22 protein-coding genes are annotated in these 17,785 nt (G+C 64.9%); 17 read left to right on the top strand and 5 right to left on the bottom strand.

Going from position 1 to position 17,785, the window contains the following annotated elements; genetic code table 11:
* The first annotated feature begins 82 nt into the window (after nucleotides 1–82).
* The 14 genes from ACZY1I_RS01720 (at nucleotide 83) to ACZY1I_RS01785 (ending at nucleotide 9,620) form a co-directional block, all read left to right on the top strand.
* Nucleotides 83–928, top strand: coding sequence for a DUF4436 domain-containing protein (locus ACZY1I_RS01720; RefSeq protein ID WP_463753458.1), 846 nt, complete (start codon nucleotides 83–85; stop codon nucleotides 926–928).
* Nucleotides 929–1,147: 219 nt separating this feature from the next.
* Nucleotides 1,148–2,053: a DUF4436 domain-containing protein gene (locus ACZY1I_RS01725; protein ID WP_463753459.1), complete on the top strand. Its 906-nt coding sequence runs from the start codon at nucleotides 1,148–1,150 to the stop codon at nucleotides 2,051–2,053.
* A 51-nt stretch (nucleotides 2,054–2,104) separates the two neighbouring features.
* Complete coding sequence (locus ACZY1I_RS01730; protein ID WP_463752554.1) at nucleotides 2,105–3,526, top strand: HNH endonuclease signature motif containing protein; 1,422 nt, start codon at nucleotides 2,105–2,107, stop codon at nucleotides 3,524–3,526.
* Nucleotides 3,527–3,760: 234 nt separating this feature from the next.
* The gene (gene rplN / locus ACZY1I_RS01735; RefSeq protein ID WP_055580336.1) at nucleotides 3,761–4,129 is read left to right on the top strand and encodes a 50S ribosomal protein L14; all 369 of its coding nucleotides are present in this window, start codon (nucleotides 3,761–3,763) and stop codon (nucleotides 4,127–4,129) included.
* Nucleotides 4,130–4,447: a 50S ribosomal protein L24 gene (gene rplX, locus ACZY1I_RS01740; protein WP_463752555.1), complete on the top strand. Its 318-nt coding sequence runs from the start codon at nucleotides 4,130–4,132 to the stop codon at nucleotides 4,445–4,447.
* A complete protein-coding gene (rplE, locus tag ACZY1I_RS01745; RefSeq protein WP_463752556.1) occupies nucleotides 4,447–5,010 on the top strand; it encodes a 50S ribosomal protein L5 in 564 nt (187 codons plus the stop codon). Before rplX ends, rplE begins: the two co-directional genes overlap by 1 nt.
* 4 nt (nucleotides 5,011–5,014) lie before the next feature.
* Entirely contained in the window at nucleotides 5,015–5,200 is a 186-nt protein-coding gene (locus tag ACZY1I_RS01750; protein ID WP_463752557.1) for a type Z 30S ribosomal protein S14, read from the top strand.
* A 109-nt stretch (nucleotides 5,201–5,309) separates the two neighbouring features.
* Nucleotides 5,310–5,708 (top strand): 30S ribosomal protein S8, encoded by a 399-nt coding sequence (gene rpsH / locus ACZY1I_RS01755; RefSeq protein ID WP_463752558.1) that lies wholly within the window; start codon nucleotides 5,310–5,312, stop codon nucleotides 5,706–5,708.
* 10 nt (nucleotides 5,709–5,718) lie between these two features.
* On the top strand, nucleotides 5,719–6,258 hold the full coding sequence (rplF, locus tag ACZY1I_RS01760; protein WP_463752559.1) for a 50S ribosomal protein L6: 540 nt from the start codon (nucleotides 5,719–5,721) through the stop codon (nucleotides 6,256–6,258).
* Between the two features lie 38 nt (nucleotides 6,259–6,296).
* Nucleotides 6,297–6,665: a 50S ribosomal protein L18 gene (rplR, locus tag ACZY1I_RS01765; protein WP_463753460.1), complete on the top strand. Its 369-nt coding sequence runs from the start codon at nucleotides 6,297–6,299 to the stop codon at nucleotides 6,663–6,665.
* A 19-nt stretch (nucleotides 6,666–6,684) separates the two neighbouring features.
* Nucleotides 6,685–7,362 carry a 30S ribosomal protein S5 gene (gene rpsE / locus ACZY1I_RS01770; RefSeq protein ID WP_463752560.1) on the top strand — a complete coding sequence of 226 codons (678 nt, stop codon included), beginning with the start codon at nucleotides 6,685–6,687 and terminating at the stop codon, nucleotides 7,360–7,362.
* A complete protein-coding gene (gene rpmD, locus ACZY1I_RS01775; protein WP_463752561.1) occupies nucleotides 7,359–7,562 on the top strand; it encodes a 50S ribosomal protein L30 in 204 nt (67 codons plus the stop codon). The genes rpsE and rpmD overlap by 4 nt, the downstream gene beginning before the upstream one ends.
* A 2-nt stretch (nucleotides 7,563–7,564) precedes the next feature.
* Nucleotides 7,565–8,005, top strand: a complete 441-nt coding sequence (gene rplO / locus ACZY1I_RS01780) for a 50S ribosomal protein L15 (protein WP_463752562.1) — start codon at nucleotides 7,565–7,567, stop codon at nucleotides 8,003–8,005.
* A 16-nt stretch (nucleotides 8,006–8,021) separates the two neighbouring features.
* A complete protein-coding gene (locus ACZY1I_RS01785; RefSeq protein WP_463752563.1) occupies nucleotides 8,022–9,620 on the top strand; it encodes an FAD/NAD(P)-binding protein in 1,599 nt (532 codons plus the stop codon).
* 12 nt (nucleotides 9,621–9,632) lie between these two features.
* Here ACZY1I_RS01785 and ACZY1I_RS01790 read toward each other — a convergent pair whose 3' ends face one another.
* A complete protein-coding gene (locus tag ACZY1I_RS01790) occupies nucleotides 9,633–10,559 on the bottom strand; it encodes an LLM class flavin-dependent oxidoreductase (protein ID WP_463752564.1) in 927 nt (308 codons plus the stop codon).
* 49 nt (nucleotides 10,560–10,608) lie between these two features.
* On the opposite strand from ACZY1I_RS01790, the gene sppA reads away from it, so the two are divergent.
* Nucleotides 10,609–12,399 carry a signal peptide peptidase SppA gene (gene sppA, locus ACZY1I_RS01795; RefSeq protein ID WP_463752565.1) on the top strand — a complete coding sequence of 597 codons (1,791 nt, stop codon included), beginning with the start codon at nucleotides 10,609–10,611 and terminating at the stop codon, nucleotides 12,397–12,399.
* Here sppA and ACZY1I_RS01800 read toward each other — a convergent pair.
* On the bottom strand, nucleotides 12,396–13,310 hold the full coding sequence (locus tag ACZY1I_RS01800; protein ID WP_463752566.1) for a class I SAM-dependent methyltransferase: 915 nt from the start codon (nucleotides 13,308–13,310) through the stop codon (nucleotides 12,396–12,398). The genes sppA and ACZY1I_RS01800 overlap by 4 nt on opposite strands.
* A gap of 13 nt (nucleotides 13,311–13,323) precedes the next feature.
* Nucleotides 13,324–14,277, bottom strand: coding sequence for a class I SAM-dependent methyltransferase (locus ACZY1I_RS01805; protein ID WP_463752567.1), 954 nt, complete (start codon nucleotides 14,275–14,277; stop codon nucleotides 13,324–13,326).
* Between the two features lie 117 nt (nucleotides 14,278–14,394).
* Here ACZY1I_RS01805 and ACZY1I_RS01810 point away from each other — a divergent pair, with 117 nt between their 5' ends.
* Complete coding sequence (locus tag ACZY1I_RS01810) at nucleotides 14,395–15,150, top strand: SDR family NAD(P)-dependent oxidoreductase (RefSeq protein ID WP_463753461.1); 756 nt, start codon at nucleotides 14,395–14,397, stop codon at nucleotides 15,148–15,150.
* A 15-nt stretch (nucleotides 15,151–15,165) separates the two neighbouring features.
* Here the strand turns inward: ACZY1I_RS01810 and ACZY1I_RS01815 are convergent, their stop codons facing one another.
* A complete protein-coding gene (locus ACZY1I_RS01815; RefSeq protein ID WP_463752568.1) occupies nucleotides 15,166–15,807 on the bottom strand; it encodes a class I SAM-dependent methyltransferase in 642 nt (213 codons plus the stop codon).
* Between the two features lie 74 nt (nucleotides 15,808–15,881).
* On the opposite strand from ACZY1I_RS01815, the gene ACZY1I_RS01820 reads away from it, so the two are divergent.
* Nucleotides 15,882–16,742, top strand: a complete 861-nt coding sequence (locus ACZY1I_RS01820; RefSeq protein WP_463752569.1) for a helix-turn-helix transcriptional regulator — start codon at nucleotides 15,882–15,884, stop codon at nucleotides 16,740–16,742.
* On the opposite strand, the gene ACZY1I_RS01825 is transcribed toward ACZY1I_RS01820, so the two are convergent.
* Entirely contained in the window at nucleotides 16,711–17,748 is a 1,038-nt protein-coding gene (locus ACZY1I_RS01825) for an NAD(P)H-dependent amine dehydrogenase family protein (protein ID WP_463752570.1), read from the bottom strand. The two genes, ACZY1I_RS01820 and ACZY1I_RS01825, sit on opposite strands and share 32 nt — an antisense overlap.
* Nucleotides 17,749–17,785: the final 37 nt, after the last annotated feature.

Here is a 17,785-nt window from a genome sequence, read left to right on the forward strand (position 1 = left end):
ATTGCTACCATCTGACACCGTGTCGGCCCAGGTGACAGCTAACGACGAGAACCCCCCGCCGGGGCCGCCCGAGCACAAGCACATGTCGGTGCGTAAGCACCTCATGCTCGATACGTCCATCATCATCGGCGTTGCCGTGGCCTGGCTGATCGTCATATTCGGTTACCAGTGGCTCACCGAGCCTCCGCTGCAGAAGGTCGACGCGGGCAAAATCAATGAGACCGTGGTCGTGCTGCACGTCGAGAAGTTGGACACCAAAGATCAGCGCCTCGTGGTGAAGGTGTTGTTGAAGCCCAACGAATCGATCTTGGACAAGCGCCTGCATCGCTTGACCGCCGACACGGCAGTGCGGTTCTCGTCCCAAGACGATCTGGGCGAGCTGCAGTATCCGAGTGGAATGGCGCCGCAACCGTTCGATGCCAATATCGATGCGCGCGGTGACGCGCTGCACTGGCCGTTCGACGTATACGTCACCGACCCCATCCAGGCCGAGTGGTTGGTCGGCGCAGGTGAGACTGCTCATTTCGAGACCGCCCGCCTTGAGGTGGACGGGATGGTCGACGGTTTCGACATCACCCTCGAGCGGGTGCGGGATAACGATCCGAATCCCGACGCCGTCATCATCAAGCTGAAGCGGGCCAGTGGTCCGCTCCTTTTCGACCTCGGAATCTGCCTGGTCCTCATCACGCTGCCGGCGCTGGCGCTGTTCGTCGCCATCCAGATGGTCACCCGCAGACGGCCATTCCTGCCGCCGTTCGGCACCTGGTACGCCGCGATGTTGTTCGCCGTAGTGCCGCTGCGCAACTTCCTGCCCGGCAACCCGCCGATGGGGGCGTGGGTCGACCAGGGCTTGGTGATCTGGGTGCTGCTCGGCCTCGCCACGGCCATGGTGACCTACATCGTGGCGTGGTATCGCGACCGGGCGTAGCGGCGCCCGGCAACGAAACTCCCTTATCGCGACGCGGGTTCGCGCTGCATTGTTAACGCTGATGACATGGATTGTTACGTGCTCGTAGCGCGTCGCATCAAAAAGTGCTAGCAAACACATACATTGCTAATATCTGGCTCCGTGACCGTGCAAAGAAACCTGAGCGGGCTGGACCTGGCCACGACCCTCACGCTGCCGGCACACAGCCACGAGATCCGGTTGGTAGAGGCCGAGTCAGCGCCGCCGACGACCGCCCCGGAACCGCCCCGCAAGCGCCGCAACCTTGTGCTCGATTTCTCTGTCGTGCTGGGCGTCGCTGTCGTCTACCTGCTTTCGCTCTTCGGTTACCACTGGCTGGCGACCGCGCCGGGCGCTCTGCCCAGCCCGGATTTGAGCACAACGGATAACAGTGTGGTCTTGGTGCGCATCGAGCAGATGCACCCCGTCGAGCATCGACTCGACGTGAAGGTGCTGGTGATGCCTGACCAGTCGGTGATCGACAAGCGACTCGACGTACTGACCACCGAAGCGTCGGTGCGCTTCGACCCGGACAACGACCTGGGGGACCTGCAGTATCCGAAGGGCAAGGCGCCGGCGCAGGTCGCCACCACCGTTGCGGCCAACGGCAACCCCGGTGACTGGCCATTCGACACGTACCGCACCGACACCATCCAGGCCGACGTGCTGTTCGGGTCCGGTGACAATCGCCAACCCAGACATGCCCGGGTGGAAGTGACCGGATTGCTCGAAGGCTGGGACGTGTCGGTCAACCGCGTCGGGCGGGACAGCCAAGACCCGAACCGGCCCGACAACGTGATCATCACCCTGCAGCGGGCGAAGGGGCCGCTTGTCTTCGACCTGGGAATCTGTCTGGTCCTTGTAGCGCTTCCCACGCTGGCGCTGTTCGTGGCCGTCCAGATGTTCACCGGGCGAAGGAAGTTTCTGCCGCCGTTCTCTACCTGGTACGCCGCGATGCTGTTTGCCGTGGTGCCGTTGCGCAACATCCTCCCCGGTTCACCACCGGCCGGGTCCTGGGTCGACCAGGCAGTCGTGATCTGGGTGCTGATCGGGCTGGCCACCGCGTTGGTGCTGTATGTGATCGCCTGGCACCGGCAAGGGGACTGAGCCGCGCTCGGAGCTGAATCCGTGTCGGTGGGTCCGTTTAGAATCGAATGTATGTTCGAAGGATCGTTTCCCACGGATCGGAAGGCGCGGATTCGTGCGGCGGCGCGGTGGGAGAATCAGGCCACCGCGGCGCAGTTGGTGATGATCGGGGACTGGTTCGCTAACTCGTTGGCCGATTACGCCGAGACCGAGGACTGGGCGATGGACACCATGGACGCCGTCGCGATCGAGGTCGGGACGCTGTTGCGGATCAGCAAAGGCCGCGCCGAGGGCCGGGTACATACCGCCCGGGCGATGCGCGAACGACTCCCCAAGGTCGCGGCGGTGTTCTGCAACGGTGACATCGATCTGCAGGCGTTTCGCACCATCGCCGGGCGCACCGATCTGATCACCGACTCTGCGGTGTTGGCGCGGGTCGATGAGAAAGTAGCGACCCAGGTGCTGCGGTGGCCGTCGCTGACCCGCGGCCGCCTGGCCGGCAAAGTCGATGCGATCGTGGCCCGCGAAGACCTCGACGCCGTGCACCGCCGCCAAGAACAAGCCACAAGCCGTGACGTGTGGGTCGGCGGCGACTGTGAGGGCACCACCGAGATCCACGCCACCGTGCACACCCTGGACGCGATCGCGGTCGACCAGGCCCTGGACAACCTCGCCGCCACCGTCTGCCCACACGATCCGCGGACCAAAGCCCAGCGCCGCGCCGATGCGTTCGGGCCGCTGGCCGTCTACTCCAAGCGATTGGGATGCCTGTGCGGGCGCCCCGACTGCACCGCCGGCGGCAAGCCTGCGGCCTCAGCGGTGGTGATTCATGTGATCGCCGAGCAGGCCACCCTCGACGGCACCAGCGACACCCCTGCCTGGCAATGGAATGCCGACGGGCTGATCACCGCCGAACGGCTTCGTGAGCTCGCCTTGTCCTCAAGGCGGGTACCGCTCACCCATCCTGGCTACGCGGCACCGGAACCCCACTACCGGCCCTCGAAAGCATTGGCCGACTTCGTGCGGTCCCGGGATCTGACCTGCCGGTGGCCGGGCTGCGATGTCCCCGCCACCAGCTGCGAACTCGACCACTCCATCCCCTGGTCCCACGGTGGCCCCACCCACGCCGGGAACCTCAACTGCAAATGCAAAACCCATCACCTCTTCAAAACCTTCTGGGGCTGGACCGAACAACAATTGGCCGACGGCACCCTCATCCTCACCTCACCCGACGGCGACACCTACGTCACCACCCCGGGCAGCGCCCTGCTGTTCCCCTCCCTGTGCACCCCGGTCGCCGGCATGCCCACCCCCGACACCACCCCACCCCAGGACTACTGCGCCGAACGCACCGCGATGATGCCCCGACGCCACCGCACCCGCGCCCAAGACCGCGCCCACCGCATCGCCACCGAACGCCGCCACAATCGCGCCGCCCGGATGGCACACACCCCACCACCACCGCCAACCGACTGCGAACCCCCACCTTTCTAGGTGGATTAATCGCCAAGCCCGCGCAATTTGGCGCTGGGCTACCTGTCCCCTAGACTCTAGGGGTTGCCTTGAGCAGACCTCGGCTGGTGCGTGCAAGCGATACCAGCCCCGCGTGCCCTTGGGTGACAGTGCTTTTCCAAGACCGCGCACGGCCAGAGCTGCCGTCGGTGCTGCCCGCCTGGGTTTCATCGGCCTTTTCTCGCCGCGCACACGTCAACCAGGTCAGGAGATCGAGTGATTCAGCAGGAATCGCGGCTGAAGGTCGCCGACAACACCGGCGCCAAGGAGATCTTGTGCATCCGGGTGCTCGGCGGCTCGTCGCGACGCTATGCCGGCATCGGCGACATCATTGTCGCCACTGTCAAGGACGCTATCCCCGGCGGCAACGTCAAACGGGGTGACGTGGTCAAGGCGGTCGTGGTGCGCACGGTCAAGGAACGCCGCCGTCCAGACGGCAGCTACATCAAGTTCGATGAGAACGCCGCGGTGATCATCAAGCCCGACAACGACCCGCGCGGTACCCGTATCTTCGGGCCGGTCGGCCGTGAACTCCGGGAGAAGAAGTTCATGAAGATCATCTCGCTCGCCCCGGAGGTGTTGTAAGTGAAGGTCCACAAAGGCGACACCGTGCTGGTCATCGCCGGCAAGGACAAAGGCGCTAAAGGCAAGGTCATTCAGGCCTTTCCGGAGCGCAACCGCGTGCTGGTCGAAGGTGTCAACCGCATCAAGAAGCACACCGCGGTTTCGACCAACCAGCGTGGCGCCCGTTCGGGTGGCATCGTCACCCAGGAGGCACCCATCCACGTCTCCAACGTGATGGTGGTCGACTCGGACGGCAAGCCCACCCGCATCGGCTACCGCGTCGACGAGGAGTCCGGCAAGCGGGTCCGTATCTCGAAGCGCAATGGCAAGGACATCTGATGACGACAGCTGAGAAGGTTCAGCCGCGCCTCAAGGCGCGCTACCGGGCCGAGATTCGCGACGGGCTGCACAAGCAGTTCGGCTACGCCAACGTCATGCAGATCCCGACCGTCACCAAGGTCGTGGTCAACATGGGCGTCGGCGAGGCTGCGCGGGATGCCAAATTGATTAACGGCGCGGTCAACGATCTTGCGCTGATCACCGGGCAGAAGCCGGAGATCCGCAAGGCGCGCAAGTCCATCGCGCAGTTCAAGTTGCGTGAGGGCATGCCGATCGGCGCCCGGGTCACGCTGCGCGGCGACCGGATGTGGGAGTTCCTCGACCGGCTCACGTCGATCGCGCTGCCCCGTATCCGTGACTTCCGCGGCTTGTCGCCCAAGCAGTTCGACGGCGTCGGAAACTACACCTTCGGGCTTGCCGAGCAGTCCGTGTTCCACGAGATCGACGTGGACAGGATCGATCGGGTCCGCGGTCTCGACATCAACGTCGTCACCTCGGCGACTAACGACGACGAGGGACGAGCGCTGCTGCGGGCCCTCGGCTTTCCCTTCAAGGAGAACTGAGCAGATGGCGAAGAAGGCACTGGTCAACAAGGCCGCAAGCAAGCCGAAGTTCGGCGTGCGTGGCTACACACGCTGCAACAAATGCGGCCGTCCGCGTGCGGTGTTCCGCAAGTTCGGGCTGTGCAGGATCTGCCTGCGCGAGATGGCGCACGCGGGCGAACTGCCCGGCGTGCAGAAGAGCAGCTGGTAACTCGGACCAGGAACCACGCCACGATCTCCGCTACTCGGAAATCGCTGCCCAAAAATAGTTGCGGTAGGCCCGGACGGGAACCGCCGCGAGGAAGGTTACAGACGCTGTCATGACCATGACGGATCCGATCGCAGACTTCTTGACTCGTCTGCGCAACGCCAACTCGGCGTACCACGACGAAGTGAGCTTGCCCCACTCGAAGATCAAGGCGAACATCGCCGAGATCCTCAAGAGTGAGGGGTACATCACCGATTTCCACACCGAGGATGCTCGGGTGGGGAAGTCGTTGATCGTCCAGCTCAAGTACGGTCCCAGTCGGGAGCGCAGCATCGCCGGTTTGAAGCGGGTTTCCAAGCCCGGTCTGCGGGTGTATGCAAAGTCCACCAACCTGCCCCGGGTGCTCGGCGGCCTTGGCGTCGCGATCATCTCGACGTCGTCGGGTCTGCTCACCGACCGACAGGCAGCCAGACAAGGCGTGGGCGGCGAAGTCCTCGCGTACGTGTGGTGAGGGGTTAACTATGTCGCGTATTGGTAAGCAGCCGGTTCCGGTTCCCGCCGGAGTCGATGTATCGATCGAGGGGCAGAGCGTCTCGGTCAAGGGGCCCAAGGGGACCCTGGACCTGACAATCGCCGAGCCGATCACGGTCTCCCGCAACGACGATGGCGCCATTGTGGTCACCCGTCCGAACGACGAGCGGCTGAACCGCTCGTTGCACGGGCTTTCCCGGACTCTGGTGGCCAACCTGGTCACCGGCGTCACGGAGGGCTACACGACCAAGTTGGAGATCTACGGCGTCGGCTATCGTGTGGTGCTCAAGGGCGCCAACCTGGAGTTTGCGCTCGGTTACAGCCACCCGGTCTTGATCGAGGCACCCGAAGGCATCACCTTCGCGGTACAGACGCCCACGAAGTTCACCGTCTCAGGCATCGACAAGCAGAAGGTCGGCCAAATCTCGGCGAATATCCGTCGTCTGCGTCGTCCCGACCCGTACAAGGGCAAGGGCGTGCGCTACGAAGGCGAGCAGATCCGCCGCAAGGTCGGAAAGACAGGTAAGTAGTCATGGCGCAAACAGCTGAATCCGGTGTGCGAAAGCCAGTGGGGCAGAGCGTATCCGCGGCCCGACGGGTTTCGCGGCTGCGTAGGCACGCACGTCTTCGTAAGAAGGTATCCGGCACCGCCGAGCGTCCGCGCCTGGTGGTGAACCGGTCATCACGGCACATTCACGTGCAGCTGGTGAACGACCTCAACGGCACTACGGTGGCCGCTGCTTCGTCGATCGAGGCTGACGTCCGTGGCCTGGATGGGGACAAGAAATCCCGTAGCGTGCGGGTCGGGCAATTGATCGCCGAGCGTGCCAAGGCTGCCGGCGTTGACACCGTGGTATTCGACCGCGGCGGTTATACCTACGGTGGACGGATTGCGGCGTTGGCGGATGCCGCCCGCGAGAACGGATTGAGTTTCTGATGAACGGAAGGACCGCGTAATGGCGGATCAGCCGACTGGGGGGCATGGCGCCCCAGACAACCGTGACAACCGCGATGGTGGTGGCCGTGGCCGACGCGATGGTGGTGGCCGAGGTGGCCGTGACCGTGACCGTGACGGCGACAAGAGCAACCACATCGAGCGCGTCGTAGCGATCAACCGTGTCTCCAAGGTGGTCAAGGGTGGTCGACGCTTCAGCTTCACCGCCCTGGTCATCGTGGGCGACGGCCATGGCATGGTCGGTGTCGGCTATGGCAAGGCCAAAGAGGTGCCGGCCGCGATCGCCAAGGGCGTCGAGGAGGCTCGCAAGGGCTTCTTCCGGGTGCCGCTGATCGGCAGCACCATCACGCACCCCGTGCAGGGTGAGGCGGCCGCCGGCGTGGTCATGCTGCGTCCGGCCAGCCCGGGTACCGGTGTGATCGCCGGCGGTGCGGCGCGCGCGGTGCTGGAATGCGCTGGCGTGCACGACATCCTGGCCAAGTCGCTGGGCAGTGACAACGCGATCAACGTGGTTCACGCCACTGTCGCCGCCCTCAAGATGTTGCAGCGTCCCGAGGAGGTGGCCGCTCGACGCGGTCTCCCGATCGAGGATGTCGCCCCGGCCGGAATGCTGAAGGCGCGTCGCGAAAGCGAAGCGCTGGCCAGCGCCGCGGCGGCAAGAGAGGCTTCACAATCATGAGCCAACTGAAGATCACCCAGGTGCGTGGCACCATCGGTGCGCGCTGGAAGCAGCGCGAGAGCCTGCGCACGCTGGGTCTGCGCAAGATTCGCCACTCGGTGATCCGCGACGACAACGCACAGACCCGCGGGCTGATCGCGGTAGTGAACCACCTCGTCGTGGTTGAGCCGGCATCAGAGCAGGCAGGCGGAGGTAAGTAGAAGTGACGATCAAGCTGCACGACCTGAAGCCTGCGCGCGGGTCGAAGAAGGCTAAGACGCGAGTCGGTCGTGGTGAGGGTTCCAAGGGCAAGACCGCGGGTCGCGGCACCAAGGGCACCAAGGCACGCAAGAACGTTCCGGCGACTTTCGAAGGTGGGCAGATGCCCATCCACATGCGTCTGCCGAAGCTCAAGGGCTTCCGCAACCGGTTCCGCACCGAGTACCAGGTTGTCAACGTGGGCGACATCGACCGGTTGTTCCCGGAGGGTGGCTCCGTCGGTGTCGACGATTTGGTGGCCAAGGGTGCCGTCCGCAAGAACAGCCTCATCAAGGTCCTCGGTGACGGCAAGCTGTCGGTCAAGGTCGACCTGACGGCGCACAAGTTCAGCGGTAGCGCTCGCGAGAAGATCACCGCGGCCGGCGGCTCAGCCACCGAACTCTGAGTTAACCAAAGGGTGCATGCTGCACGCGACCGCTCCGGACGCCTTTGATATTGCGTTCATCGGGAGCGGTATCGCGTCCTCCATGACGCTGCTGGAGCTGTCGCAGACACTGTTGAGCTCGCCGCATCCGCCGGCCAAGCTGCGCATTGCGGTGGTGGAACGGCACGAGCAGTTCTGGAGCGGCATCCCGTATGGTCCCCGCACCAGCATGCGGTCGCTGGCCATTCAGAAGTTCGACGAGTTCGTCAACGAGCCCGAGAAGGCGTCGTACAGGTCCTGGCTGGAGCAGAACAAGCCGCAGTGGCTGGCGTCGTTCGTCGCCCACGGCGGTGCCGCCGCGACGCGCTGGATCGATGACAACCGCGCCGCGTTGGAAGCCAACGACTGGGGCGAAATTTACTTGCCCCGTTACCTTTTCGGCGCGTTCATTGCCGAGCAGGTAGCTGACGCGGTCGCCGATCTCGATGAGCGCGACCTGGCCGAAGTCGTGACGATCCACGCCGAGGCGATCAGCGCGGACCGCGAAGACGGTCGCCACCTGATCGGTCTCGAACCGGCCGGCGACGGTCCGGCCTCGATCGTGGCGGACAAAGTGATCGTCGCCACCGGAAGCCCACCACCCAAAACCATTCTGGTCGGCGCGACCGAGCCGTCGTTCGCCTATATCAACGACATCTATTCACCCGGTGAAGAAGCCAACCTGGAGCGGCTGCGGGAGGCGCTCGAGGGTATCGATTCGCACGAGGCGCGCAACGTATTGGTGGTGGGCTCCAACGCCAGTTCGATCGAGGCTCTCTATCTGATCCGTCATGACGCGGCGATTCGCGAGCTGGTGCGGTCCATCACGGTCATCTCGCGCTCCGGAGCGCTGCCCTACAAGATCTGCGAGCAGCCGCCGGAATTTGAATTCCATTGTCTGACAACGCTGCTCGCGGCGGGTACGGCCAGCGCGGAGGATCTGATCGCGGCGATCCGCACCGACCTCGAGGTGGCCGAAGCGCGGTCGTTGAACCTGGCCGATCTCTACGCCGCGATCTGCGCGCTGGTTTGGCAGGTGCTGGGAACGATGGACCTTCTGCAACAAGAGGAGTTCCACTGCGTCCACGGCATGACTTTCACCAAGTTGGTGCGGCGCGCCGGACGCGATTGCCGGCAGGCATCGGAGGAATTGACCACCGTCGGTGCGCTCACCCTGCTTGCAGGCGAAGTGCTCGGCGTGCGCGCGGGCGACTCCGGCGAGCGGTTTGCCACCTTGAGCTACCGTGTCGGGGGCTCCGAGCACATTCACCCGGAACCTTTTGCGGTGGTGGTGAATTGCGGTGGCTTCGAAGAGTTGGACGCATGCTCGTCGCCGTTCCTGGTCAGCATCGTCGAGAACGGACTGGCCCGCCCGAATCGCACCAACCGCGGACTGCTGGTGAATGACGACTTCGAAGCCAGTCCCGGCTTCTACGTCATCGGGCCGCTGATCGGTGGCAACTTCACCGCCAACCTGCGTTATTGGCACGTGGAGAGCGCGCCGCGGATCCGTGCACTGGCCAAGTCGCTGGCCGCCATCCTCGCGTGCTCGCTGAATCGGTCGTCGCCCCGCATGACTTTTGCGGGCGAGCCGTAGGCCGCCCACCTATCAGCCGAGCCGCGAAATCACTTCCACTGCAAGCCGTTCCAGTTGCTCGCGGTCCTCGGCGATGTCAGCGCCGACGGGGTTGAGCAGCAGCATCTGCGCACCCGCGTACATCACCTGAGCCAGGCCACGGACCACCTCAGCCGGAGTGCCGGCAACCGCCACCGAATCGAGTCCTGGTCGGTCTCCGTAGATACGCGCCAACCCGGCCAGTGCCCGTTCGCGGGCGCGATCGGAGTCGTCGTCGATCATCAGGTACACCCGCTTGGCGATGGTGAAACTCTTGGGATCCTTCTGCTGCTCCGCGAGTTCCCCGCGCACGATGCCCACCGCGTCGGCGAATGCCTCCGTGGTGGACGAGCCCGCGCCGATGAAGGCGTCGCCCAACCGCACCGCCCGGGCCAGCGCGGCAGGCGCGCGACCGCCGAACCAGATCGGCGGATGGGGCCGCTGCACCGGTTTGGGCTGGATCGGCAGATCGTCGACGTCGCGGAACCGTCCGTGGAATGTCACCCGAGGCTCGTCCGACCAAGCCGCGCGCATCAATTCCAGGCCTTCGGTGAAGTACCGGACGTGGGTGGCCTTCTCGATGCCGAAAGCGCTGAATTGGCGGGATCCGCCGCCTGCCACAACGCCGAGGTCGAGTCGGCCGTTGCTGAGCCGATCGACGGCGGTCACCGCCGAGGCCAGCTGCAAAGGATCGTGCAGGGACGTCACCAACACGGCGACCCCAAGTCGCATCCGCTCGGTACAGGCCGCCGCGTAAGCCAGTAGTTCCAGTGGCGCCAGCAGGGCCGATCCGCCGATGGCCTGTTCAAGCGTCCAGCCGCCCTCGAATCCGAATGCTTCAGCGCGTTGCAAATACGCGCGCAGTTGCGCGGCGTCGAAGTTTTCCGAGCCGAGTTGCGGGATCGAGATCGAGAACCTCACGCATCTACCGTACGGGTGAGGGGTCGGTAGGGATCGGTACGCTGCAGAGATGTTCGCCTTCCTACCGAGTCTCCCCGGTCTAGACGATGTGCGCTCCCTGTTCGAGCGGGTCGACACGGCCCGCCACCACGGCGTACCCAACGGATGTGTGCTGGAGCTGAACCTGCGTGCTGCGCCGCCGGAGACGACGGGGTTCGACCCTCTCACCATCCTCACCGGTGGTGGCCGCCAGCTCGCGCTGCGTGACGCCGTAGCGGCGATCCACCGCGCCGCCGACGACCCCCGCATCGCCGGGCTGATCGCCCAGGTGCAGTTGCCCGCCTCGCCGATCGGGGTGGTTCAGGAACTCCGGGACGCCATCGCGGCGTTCAGCGCGGTCAAGCCCTCCCTAGCCTGGGCGGAGACCTATCCGGGCACCCTGTCCTACTATCTGGCCTCGGCGTTCCGCGAGGTTTGGATGCAGCCGTCCGGTGATGTCGGGCTGATCGGCTTCGCCTCCAACGCGATGTTCCTGCGCGACGCGCTGGACAAGGTCGGCATCGAAGCGCAGTTCATCGCCAGGGGCGAATACAAGTCGGCGGCAAACCTTTTCACCGAAGATGGCTTCACCGATGCGCACCGTGAAGCGGTCACCCGGATGTTGGAAAGTCTGCAGAGCCAGGTCTGGCAGGCCGTTGCGCAGGCCCGCAATATCGATGCCGCCACACTCGATGAGTTAGCCGATCGTGCGCCGCTGATGCGCGACGACGCGGTGGCGTCCGGACTGATCGACCGGATCGGATTCCGTGACGAGGCGTACGCCCGGATGGCGGAATGGGTTGACCCGGAAGGTGATTCAACCGACGATGCCGATCCGGACGAGAAGCCCCCGCGGATGTACCTGGCGCGCTACGCGAGCTCGGCCCGGCCACGGCTGGCGCCCCCGGTTCCGTCGATCCCGGGTAGGCGGGCCAAGCCAACGATTGCGGTAGTCACCCTCGAAGGTGCGATCGTCAACGGACGTGGTGGGCCGCAGGGTCTGCCGTTGGGTCCGTCGAATGCCGGCGGCGACACCATCGCCGCGGCCATTCGCGAGGTGGCGGCCGAAGACTCCGTGTCGGCGATCGTGCTGCGGGTGGACAGTCCTGGCGGTTCGGTGACGGCGTCGGAAACCATCTGGCGTGAGGTGAAGCGCGCCCGCGAACGCGGCAAGCCGGTGGTGGCTTCGATGGGCTCGGTCGCGGCGTCCGGCGGCTACTACGTTTCGATGGGTGCCGACGCGATCGTGGCGAACGCGGGCACCATCACCGGTTCGATCGGCGTCATCACCGGAAAGCTGGTGGTCCGGGATCTCAAGGACCGGCTCGGAGTCGGCTCGGACACCGTGCGCACCAACGCCAATGCCGATGCCTGGTCGAACGACGCGCCATTCACGCCACAGCAGCAGGCGCATCGGGAGGCAGAGGCGGATTTGTTCTACGCCGACTTCGTCCAGCGGGTCGCCGATGGTCGCAATCTCACCGTTGAAGACGTGGATGTGGTTGCGCGGGGCCGGGTTTGGACGGGCGCCGACGCGCTTGAGCGCGGCCTGGTCGACGAACTCGGGGGACTGCGAGCGGCCGTGCGCCGGGCGAAGGTGCTCGCCGGTCTGGACCCGGACACCGAGGTTCGGGTGTTGAGCTATCCGGGTTCGTCGCTGCTGGACATGGTGCGGCCGCGGGCCTCCTCGCAGCCGGTCGCGGCTTCGTTGCCCGAAGCGGTCGGTGTGTTGCTGGCCCGCTCGTTGGCCGGGGCCATCGACCAGGTCGAGCAGACGATGAGCGGTGCCAGCGTGTTGTGGTTGGGGCAGGCGCGCTTCTAGCTACCCAATTTCCCGCTGATAAAGATGATCTCGCCGAGCGGGTCATCCTGCGACGGGTCGGGCACCTTCAAGTCGTTTTGCTGGAACAGCTCGGTGCGCGTCACGCCCTCGGCTTCCCAGCCGGTGTTGCGTAGGTAGTCCACGACGTGGTTGCGTTCGCCGGAGTAGACCAACGACGCCATGTCGATATCCACCCCGTGATCGCGGAACGAACCGGACATCTCGCGTACCTTGTCGGCGTCGAAATCCACGATGCCAGGCACGAATTCGGTGGCCACGGTACTGCCGGGGGCGCTGAGCGCGGTGATGTTGTCGAACAACCGGTCCTGGGCATCCGGGGGCAGATAGATCAGCAGGCCCTCGGCCAGCCAGGCGGTCGGTTGCGTCGGGTCCAGGCCCGCCTGCTTCAGCGCCGTGGGCCAGTCGCCACGCAGGTCGATCGCGACGGTGCGCCGAGTTGCGGTAGGTTCGGCTCCGATACCGGCGAGCGTGGTGGTCTTGAACTCGATCACCTGGGGTTGGTCGATCTCGTAGACCACCGTCCCGTCCGGCCACGGCAACCGGTAGGCACGCGCGTCCAAACCAGACGCCAGGATGACCGCCTGCCGAATTCCGCCGTCGGCGGCCTTCAGGAAGTACTCGTCAAAGTACTTGGTGCGCACTCCCATTCCACCGATCAACGCCTGCAGACGGTCGGGCGAGAAATTCTGGATGGCGTCGAGGTCGAGTTCGCCGTCCATCATCTTGATGAAGAAGTCCACCCCTACGGCTCGGACCAGGGGCTCGGCGAACGGATCGTTGATCAAGCCGTCGGATGCCTTCGTCACCATCGCGCGCCCTGCCGCGACGAGTGTTGCGGTGGCGCCGACGCTGGAAGCCAGATCCCAGTTGTCGTCATGCGTGCGTGGCATACCCGCTCCTTATCTACTGATGTCTGTTGTGCAACGTGCCGCTGATGTAGAGCATTTCCACTCTGGGCAAGTTGTCGTCGTCAATCGGTGGCAGCCCGCTTGCCGCGCGAAGTTCTGTCAGCGGGATGCTGTCCGTCAGCCAACCACGGTCGGTCAGGTACGGCCCGGCCTCATTGCGGTCCCCGAAGTAGAACAGGCTGGACATGTCGAGGTCGAAGCCGTGCGCTCGCCAGCGATCGGAATTGGCCTGCATCCGTTCCTTCAACACCTCTTCGGTGCCGGACTCGCTCCTGCTCATGCTTTCGCTGGCGAACCTGCTGCCGGTGGCGCTCAGCTCAGTGACGGTGTCCAGCAGGCGATCCTGGGCTTCGGGCGGCAGGTAACCCAGCAGGCCCTCGGCGCTCCAAACGGTGGGCTGGGAAGGATCGAAACCTGCCTCGCGCAAGGCAGCGGGCCAGTCGTCGCGGAGGTCCACGGCCACCGTCCGCCGCTGCGCGGTGGGTTGGGCACCGAGTTCGGCGAGTGTGCGTGACTTGAACTCGATGACTTTCGGCTGATCGATCTCGTACACGACGGTCCCATCCGGCCACGGCAGCCGGTAGGCGCGCGCGTCCAGGCCGGAGGCCAGGATCACCGCCTGCCTGATGCCCGCCCGGGTCGCGTCCAGGAAGAACTGGTCGAAGAACTTGGTGCGCACCGCCATGTTCCCTGCCACGTTGGCCACGCCGCTGAACGGGCGTTGCGGATCGTTGTCGAGATCTGCGACGGTCGTCTCGCCGGTCGCCAGGCGGGTGAGCAGGTCGATGCCGACCGCTGCGACCAATGGTTCGGCGAACGGATCGTCGATCAACGGGTTGTCGGCGTGGGTGGCCATCGCGCGGCCGGCGGCGACCATGGTTGCGGTTACCCCGACGCTGGAAGCAAGGTCCCAGGTGTCGCCATCATGCCGTGAACCGCTGGACGTCATGTATGCCTCATTCGGTAGTGGCCGGCCGATACTTCGCTAATCTAACAAAGATTCGGCGGTCAAACCGGCCCAGGGTGCGCGCTGTGCGCCACCTTATGATGAGCCATGCCGAACACGATGATGGGTAAGCGCGTGCTTATCACGGGGGCTTCGTCGGGAATTGGTGCAGCACTGGCGAAGCGGTTGGCCGCGCAGGGCGCTGTGGTCGGGCTGATCGCCCGACGGGAAGACCGGCTGCGCGAGGTCCTGGCCGCCTGCCACGAAAGCTCACCTGATTCGGCGATGTGGGTCGCCGACCTGGCCGACGGGATGGCGGCGAGCCGGCTCGCGCTGCAGGCCTGGGTGGCGTTGGGTGGCATCGACGTACTGGTGAACAACGCGGCCGTGCCCAAGCGGCGTGCCGCGGCGGCGCTGATACCCGACGACGTGGAGAGCGTCATGCGAGTCAACTTTCTCGCGCCGATGCGGCTGACGCTGGCGCTCCTGCCGCGGATGCTGACCCGGAATTCGGGGCTGATCGTCAATGTGTCCAGTGTGGCCGGGCGGCTCGGCATCAAACATGAATCCGCTTACTGTGCAAGCAAGTTCGCGTTGTGCGGGTGGAGCGAAGCGCTGGCGATCGATTTGGCGGACACCGGGGTCTCGGTGCGGCTGATCGAGCCCGGCCCGGTCGACACCGAGATCTGGGATCAGCCCGACAACGACGCGCCGTTCTACCGCGGACCCAAGGTCAGTGCCGAAGAAGTCGCCGAGGGCATCATCGCGGCCATGGAGAGTGACCGCTTCGAGCACTACCTGCCCGACTTGAAAGCTGCGGTCGACTACAAGAATGCCGACCTTGACGCATTCATCGCCGACGCGGCCGGGCAGTGAGGCGCAAGGTGGCCGTCAGCGGGTGGCCCGGTAGAAGGTGAGCTGTCCGAGCAGCCGGTGGGGTGCGACGGCGATTTCTTCGCAGTCGAATCCGGCCCCGGTCAGCAGTCGCGGGATCGCGTCGCCGAAATTCCCGGCGGCATGGGGGTTGCGCCGCAGGAATCGCGCCAACGGGCCGCCATGGGTATGGCTGTCGCCGGTGATATCCACCAGATGCAGCCGGCCGCCGGGACGCAACACCCGGAAAATTTCCGCGGCCGCAGCGGCTTTGGCGTCGGCGCCGATATGGTGCAACATCATCGATGACAGCACCCGGTCGAACTCGCCGTCGGCATAGGGCAATTCTTGGGCGTAGCCCTGTTCGAACCGGATCCCCGTCAGATTGGCCGCCTTTCGTCGTGCCCGGTCGAGTATCTGTGGGTCCGGGTCAGACCCGACCGCGTCTATCCCCGGTCGCGAGCGCTTGGCCCTGATGATGACGTTCCCGGTGCCGCAGCCGACTTCCAGGACACGTTGGTCGTCCGCGAGTTCGGCCTGCGCGATCAGCTTCGGATAGATGCTGCTCAGTCCCATGAGTCGGGCGATCAGGTCGTAGGCGGGTAGCAGCGCCTGATGACCGGTCGCCGGGAGATAGTCATGTGGATGATGTTTGGTCATAGAATCCATAGTCCTTCATGATTTGACTTGATAATTGGGTGATCATTGTCAAAATCAGGACTATCTTTGGTTACATGGCTCAACCAACTCGGCTCAGTCGACACCGCGATGGTGTGCCGGTCTATCGCTATCGGAGCGATCCGGACACTCCTCCGGTCTCGGTGGCCCGGCGCGACCAACTCGTGGAACCGCATCCGCATATCCACGACTTCCCGGCGCTCTGGTACGCACCCGCGGTCGGCCTGGTCCGGGTGGTGGCCCCCGGCAAGGTGCTCGACCCCAAACAGATTGTTCCGGCAGACGACGGGTTTGCGGTGTTCTTCGATCCGGCTGCCCTCGGTGAGGATGCCCGGTCTCCCTGGCCGGCATGGCAGACGCACCCTCTGCTGTTTCCCTTTCTGCACGGACAATCGGGCGGAGTGTTGTGCTTGGAGGTACCCGCGGACCGGCAGTCGTTGTGGGATAATACGATTCGGGCGATCGAAACAGAGCTGAGTCGCCGTCAGGAGGGCTACCGGCAGGCGGCACTGGCGCACCTGACGCTGCTGCTGATCGAACTCGCGCGATTGGCCCGCGACGTCGTCGCGGATCTGCGACGAAGCGGCGAACCGTTACTGGCCGAAGTGTTCGCGGTGATCGATCAGCGGCACGGAGAGCAACTGTCGTTGCGGGATGTCGCGGGCGCGATCGGAATGACGCCGGGACACCTCACCACCGTTGTGCGTCGGCGCACCGGGCGCACCGTGCAGGAATGGATCATCGAGCGCCGCATGGCGCAGGCCCGTGACCTGCTGGCTGAGACCGATCTTCCCGTCGGCGAGGTCGCCAGACGCGTCGGGATATCCGACCCCGGATATTTCAGCAGGCTGTTCAGCCGGACCCACGGCGGCACCCCTCGGCAGTTCAGGGCGTCAGCGCACCACGAGATCCGTTGATAGGCAGGTCTATCGGAGTCACCACACCCGGTGGCGCGTCGCAGATGAAAGGTATGGCGTTGACCGCGGCGACGGCGGTGCTGTCCATCAAGACGGTCATCACATCCTGGCCGGGGTGGCCGAACCGAATCGTCGCGTCCACGTGCGGTGTCCCTTCGATCACCACGCTGAACCCCTTGGTGTCGGTCCACTGTGGATCGAGTGCGTCGTCACTCATGGTCCAGCAGATGGCCAACTCGATCACTGGACGGCCGTTGCGTAGGCCTCGGTAAGTGCGGCGCTGGCCACCCACCGTTCCGGCCGCATAATCGGTCCAGCCGAGACTCAAATCCTTTGTCAGGATTGCATTCTCGACAAGGGCCTCCTTCGAGTCGAGTTCGGTGCCCAGCATGGCGGCGATCATGTCCAGTGTCTCGAAGTAGCCGAGGCCGTACCGTTGGGTGGCCGGGTCAATCGGTACCACCCGTTGCCGGGGTATCTTGCCGAAGCCCAGCACCTTCCACACATCCTGGACTGGATATGTGGTGCAGTCGAGGGTTTCCACGAGCGTGACGCGGTGCACCTCCCGGCAAGCGCCGGTGAGGAAGCCGGCGACGACGTTGATGAAGCCGGGTTCGAATCCCGTCCCCAAGAACGTCGCACCCCCTTCGCGGGCGGCAGACTCGAGCGCCGCGCGTTCGGGCGGGCGGTGGCTCCCGGTCAGGAAATCGCCGGTGGTGACCACATTGATGCCGCGGCGCAGCATTGCGGCCACCAGGTCGAAGTCGATGACGCGAGGTTGGTAGTTCACGCAAGCCGGTTGCAGGTCGAGGAGCGCAGCCACATCGTCGGTGGCAACGATCCCGGTAGGTGCGCGATCGGCAAGCGCGCCCGCATCCTGTCCGACTTTCGTCGCGCCGAAGGCATGCACACCCACGACGTCGAAGTCGTCGCGGTCGAGCAGGATGCCGAGCGCCCGCGTGCCGATATTGCCGGTGGACCATTGCACTACCCGGTACTGCGTCATCGGCTAACGGTAACCGTTGACAGGCCGAGTCGAACAC

This window comes from Mycobacterium sp. IDUB_37 (assembly GCF_055419245.1).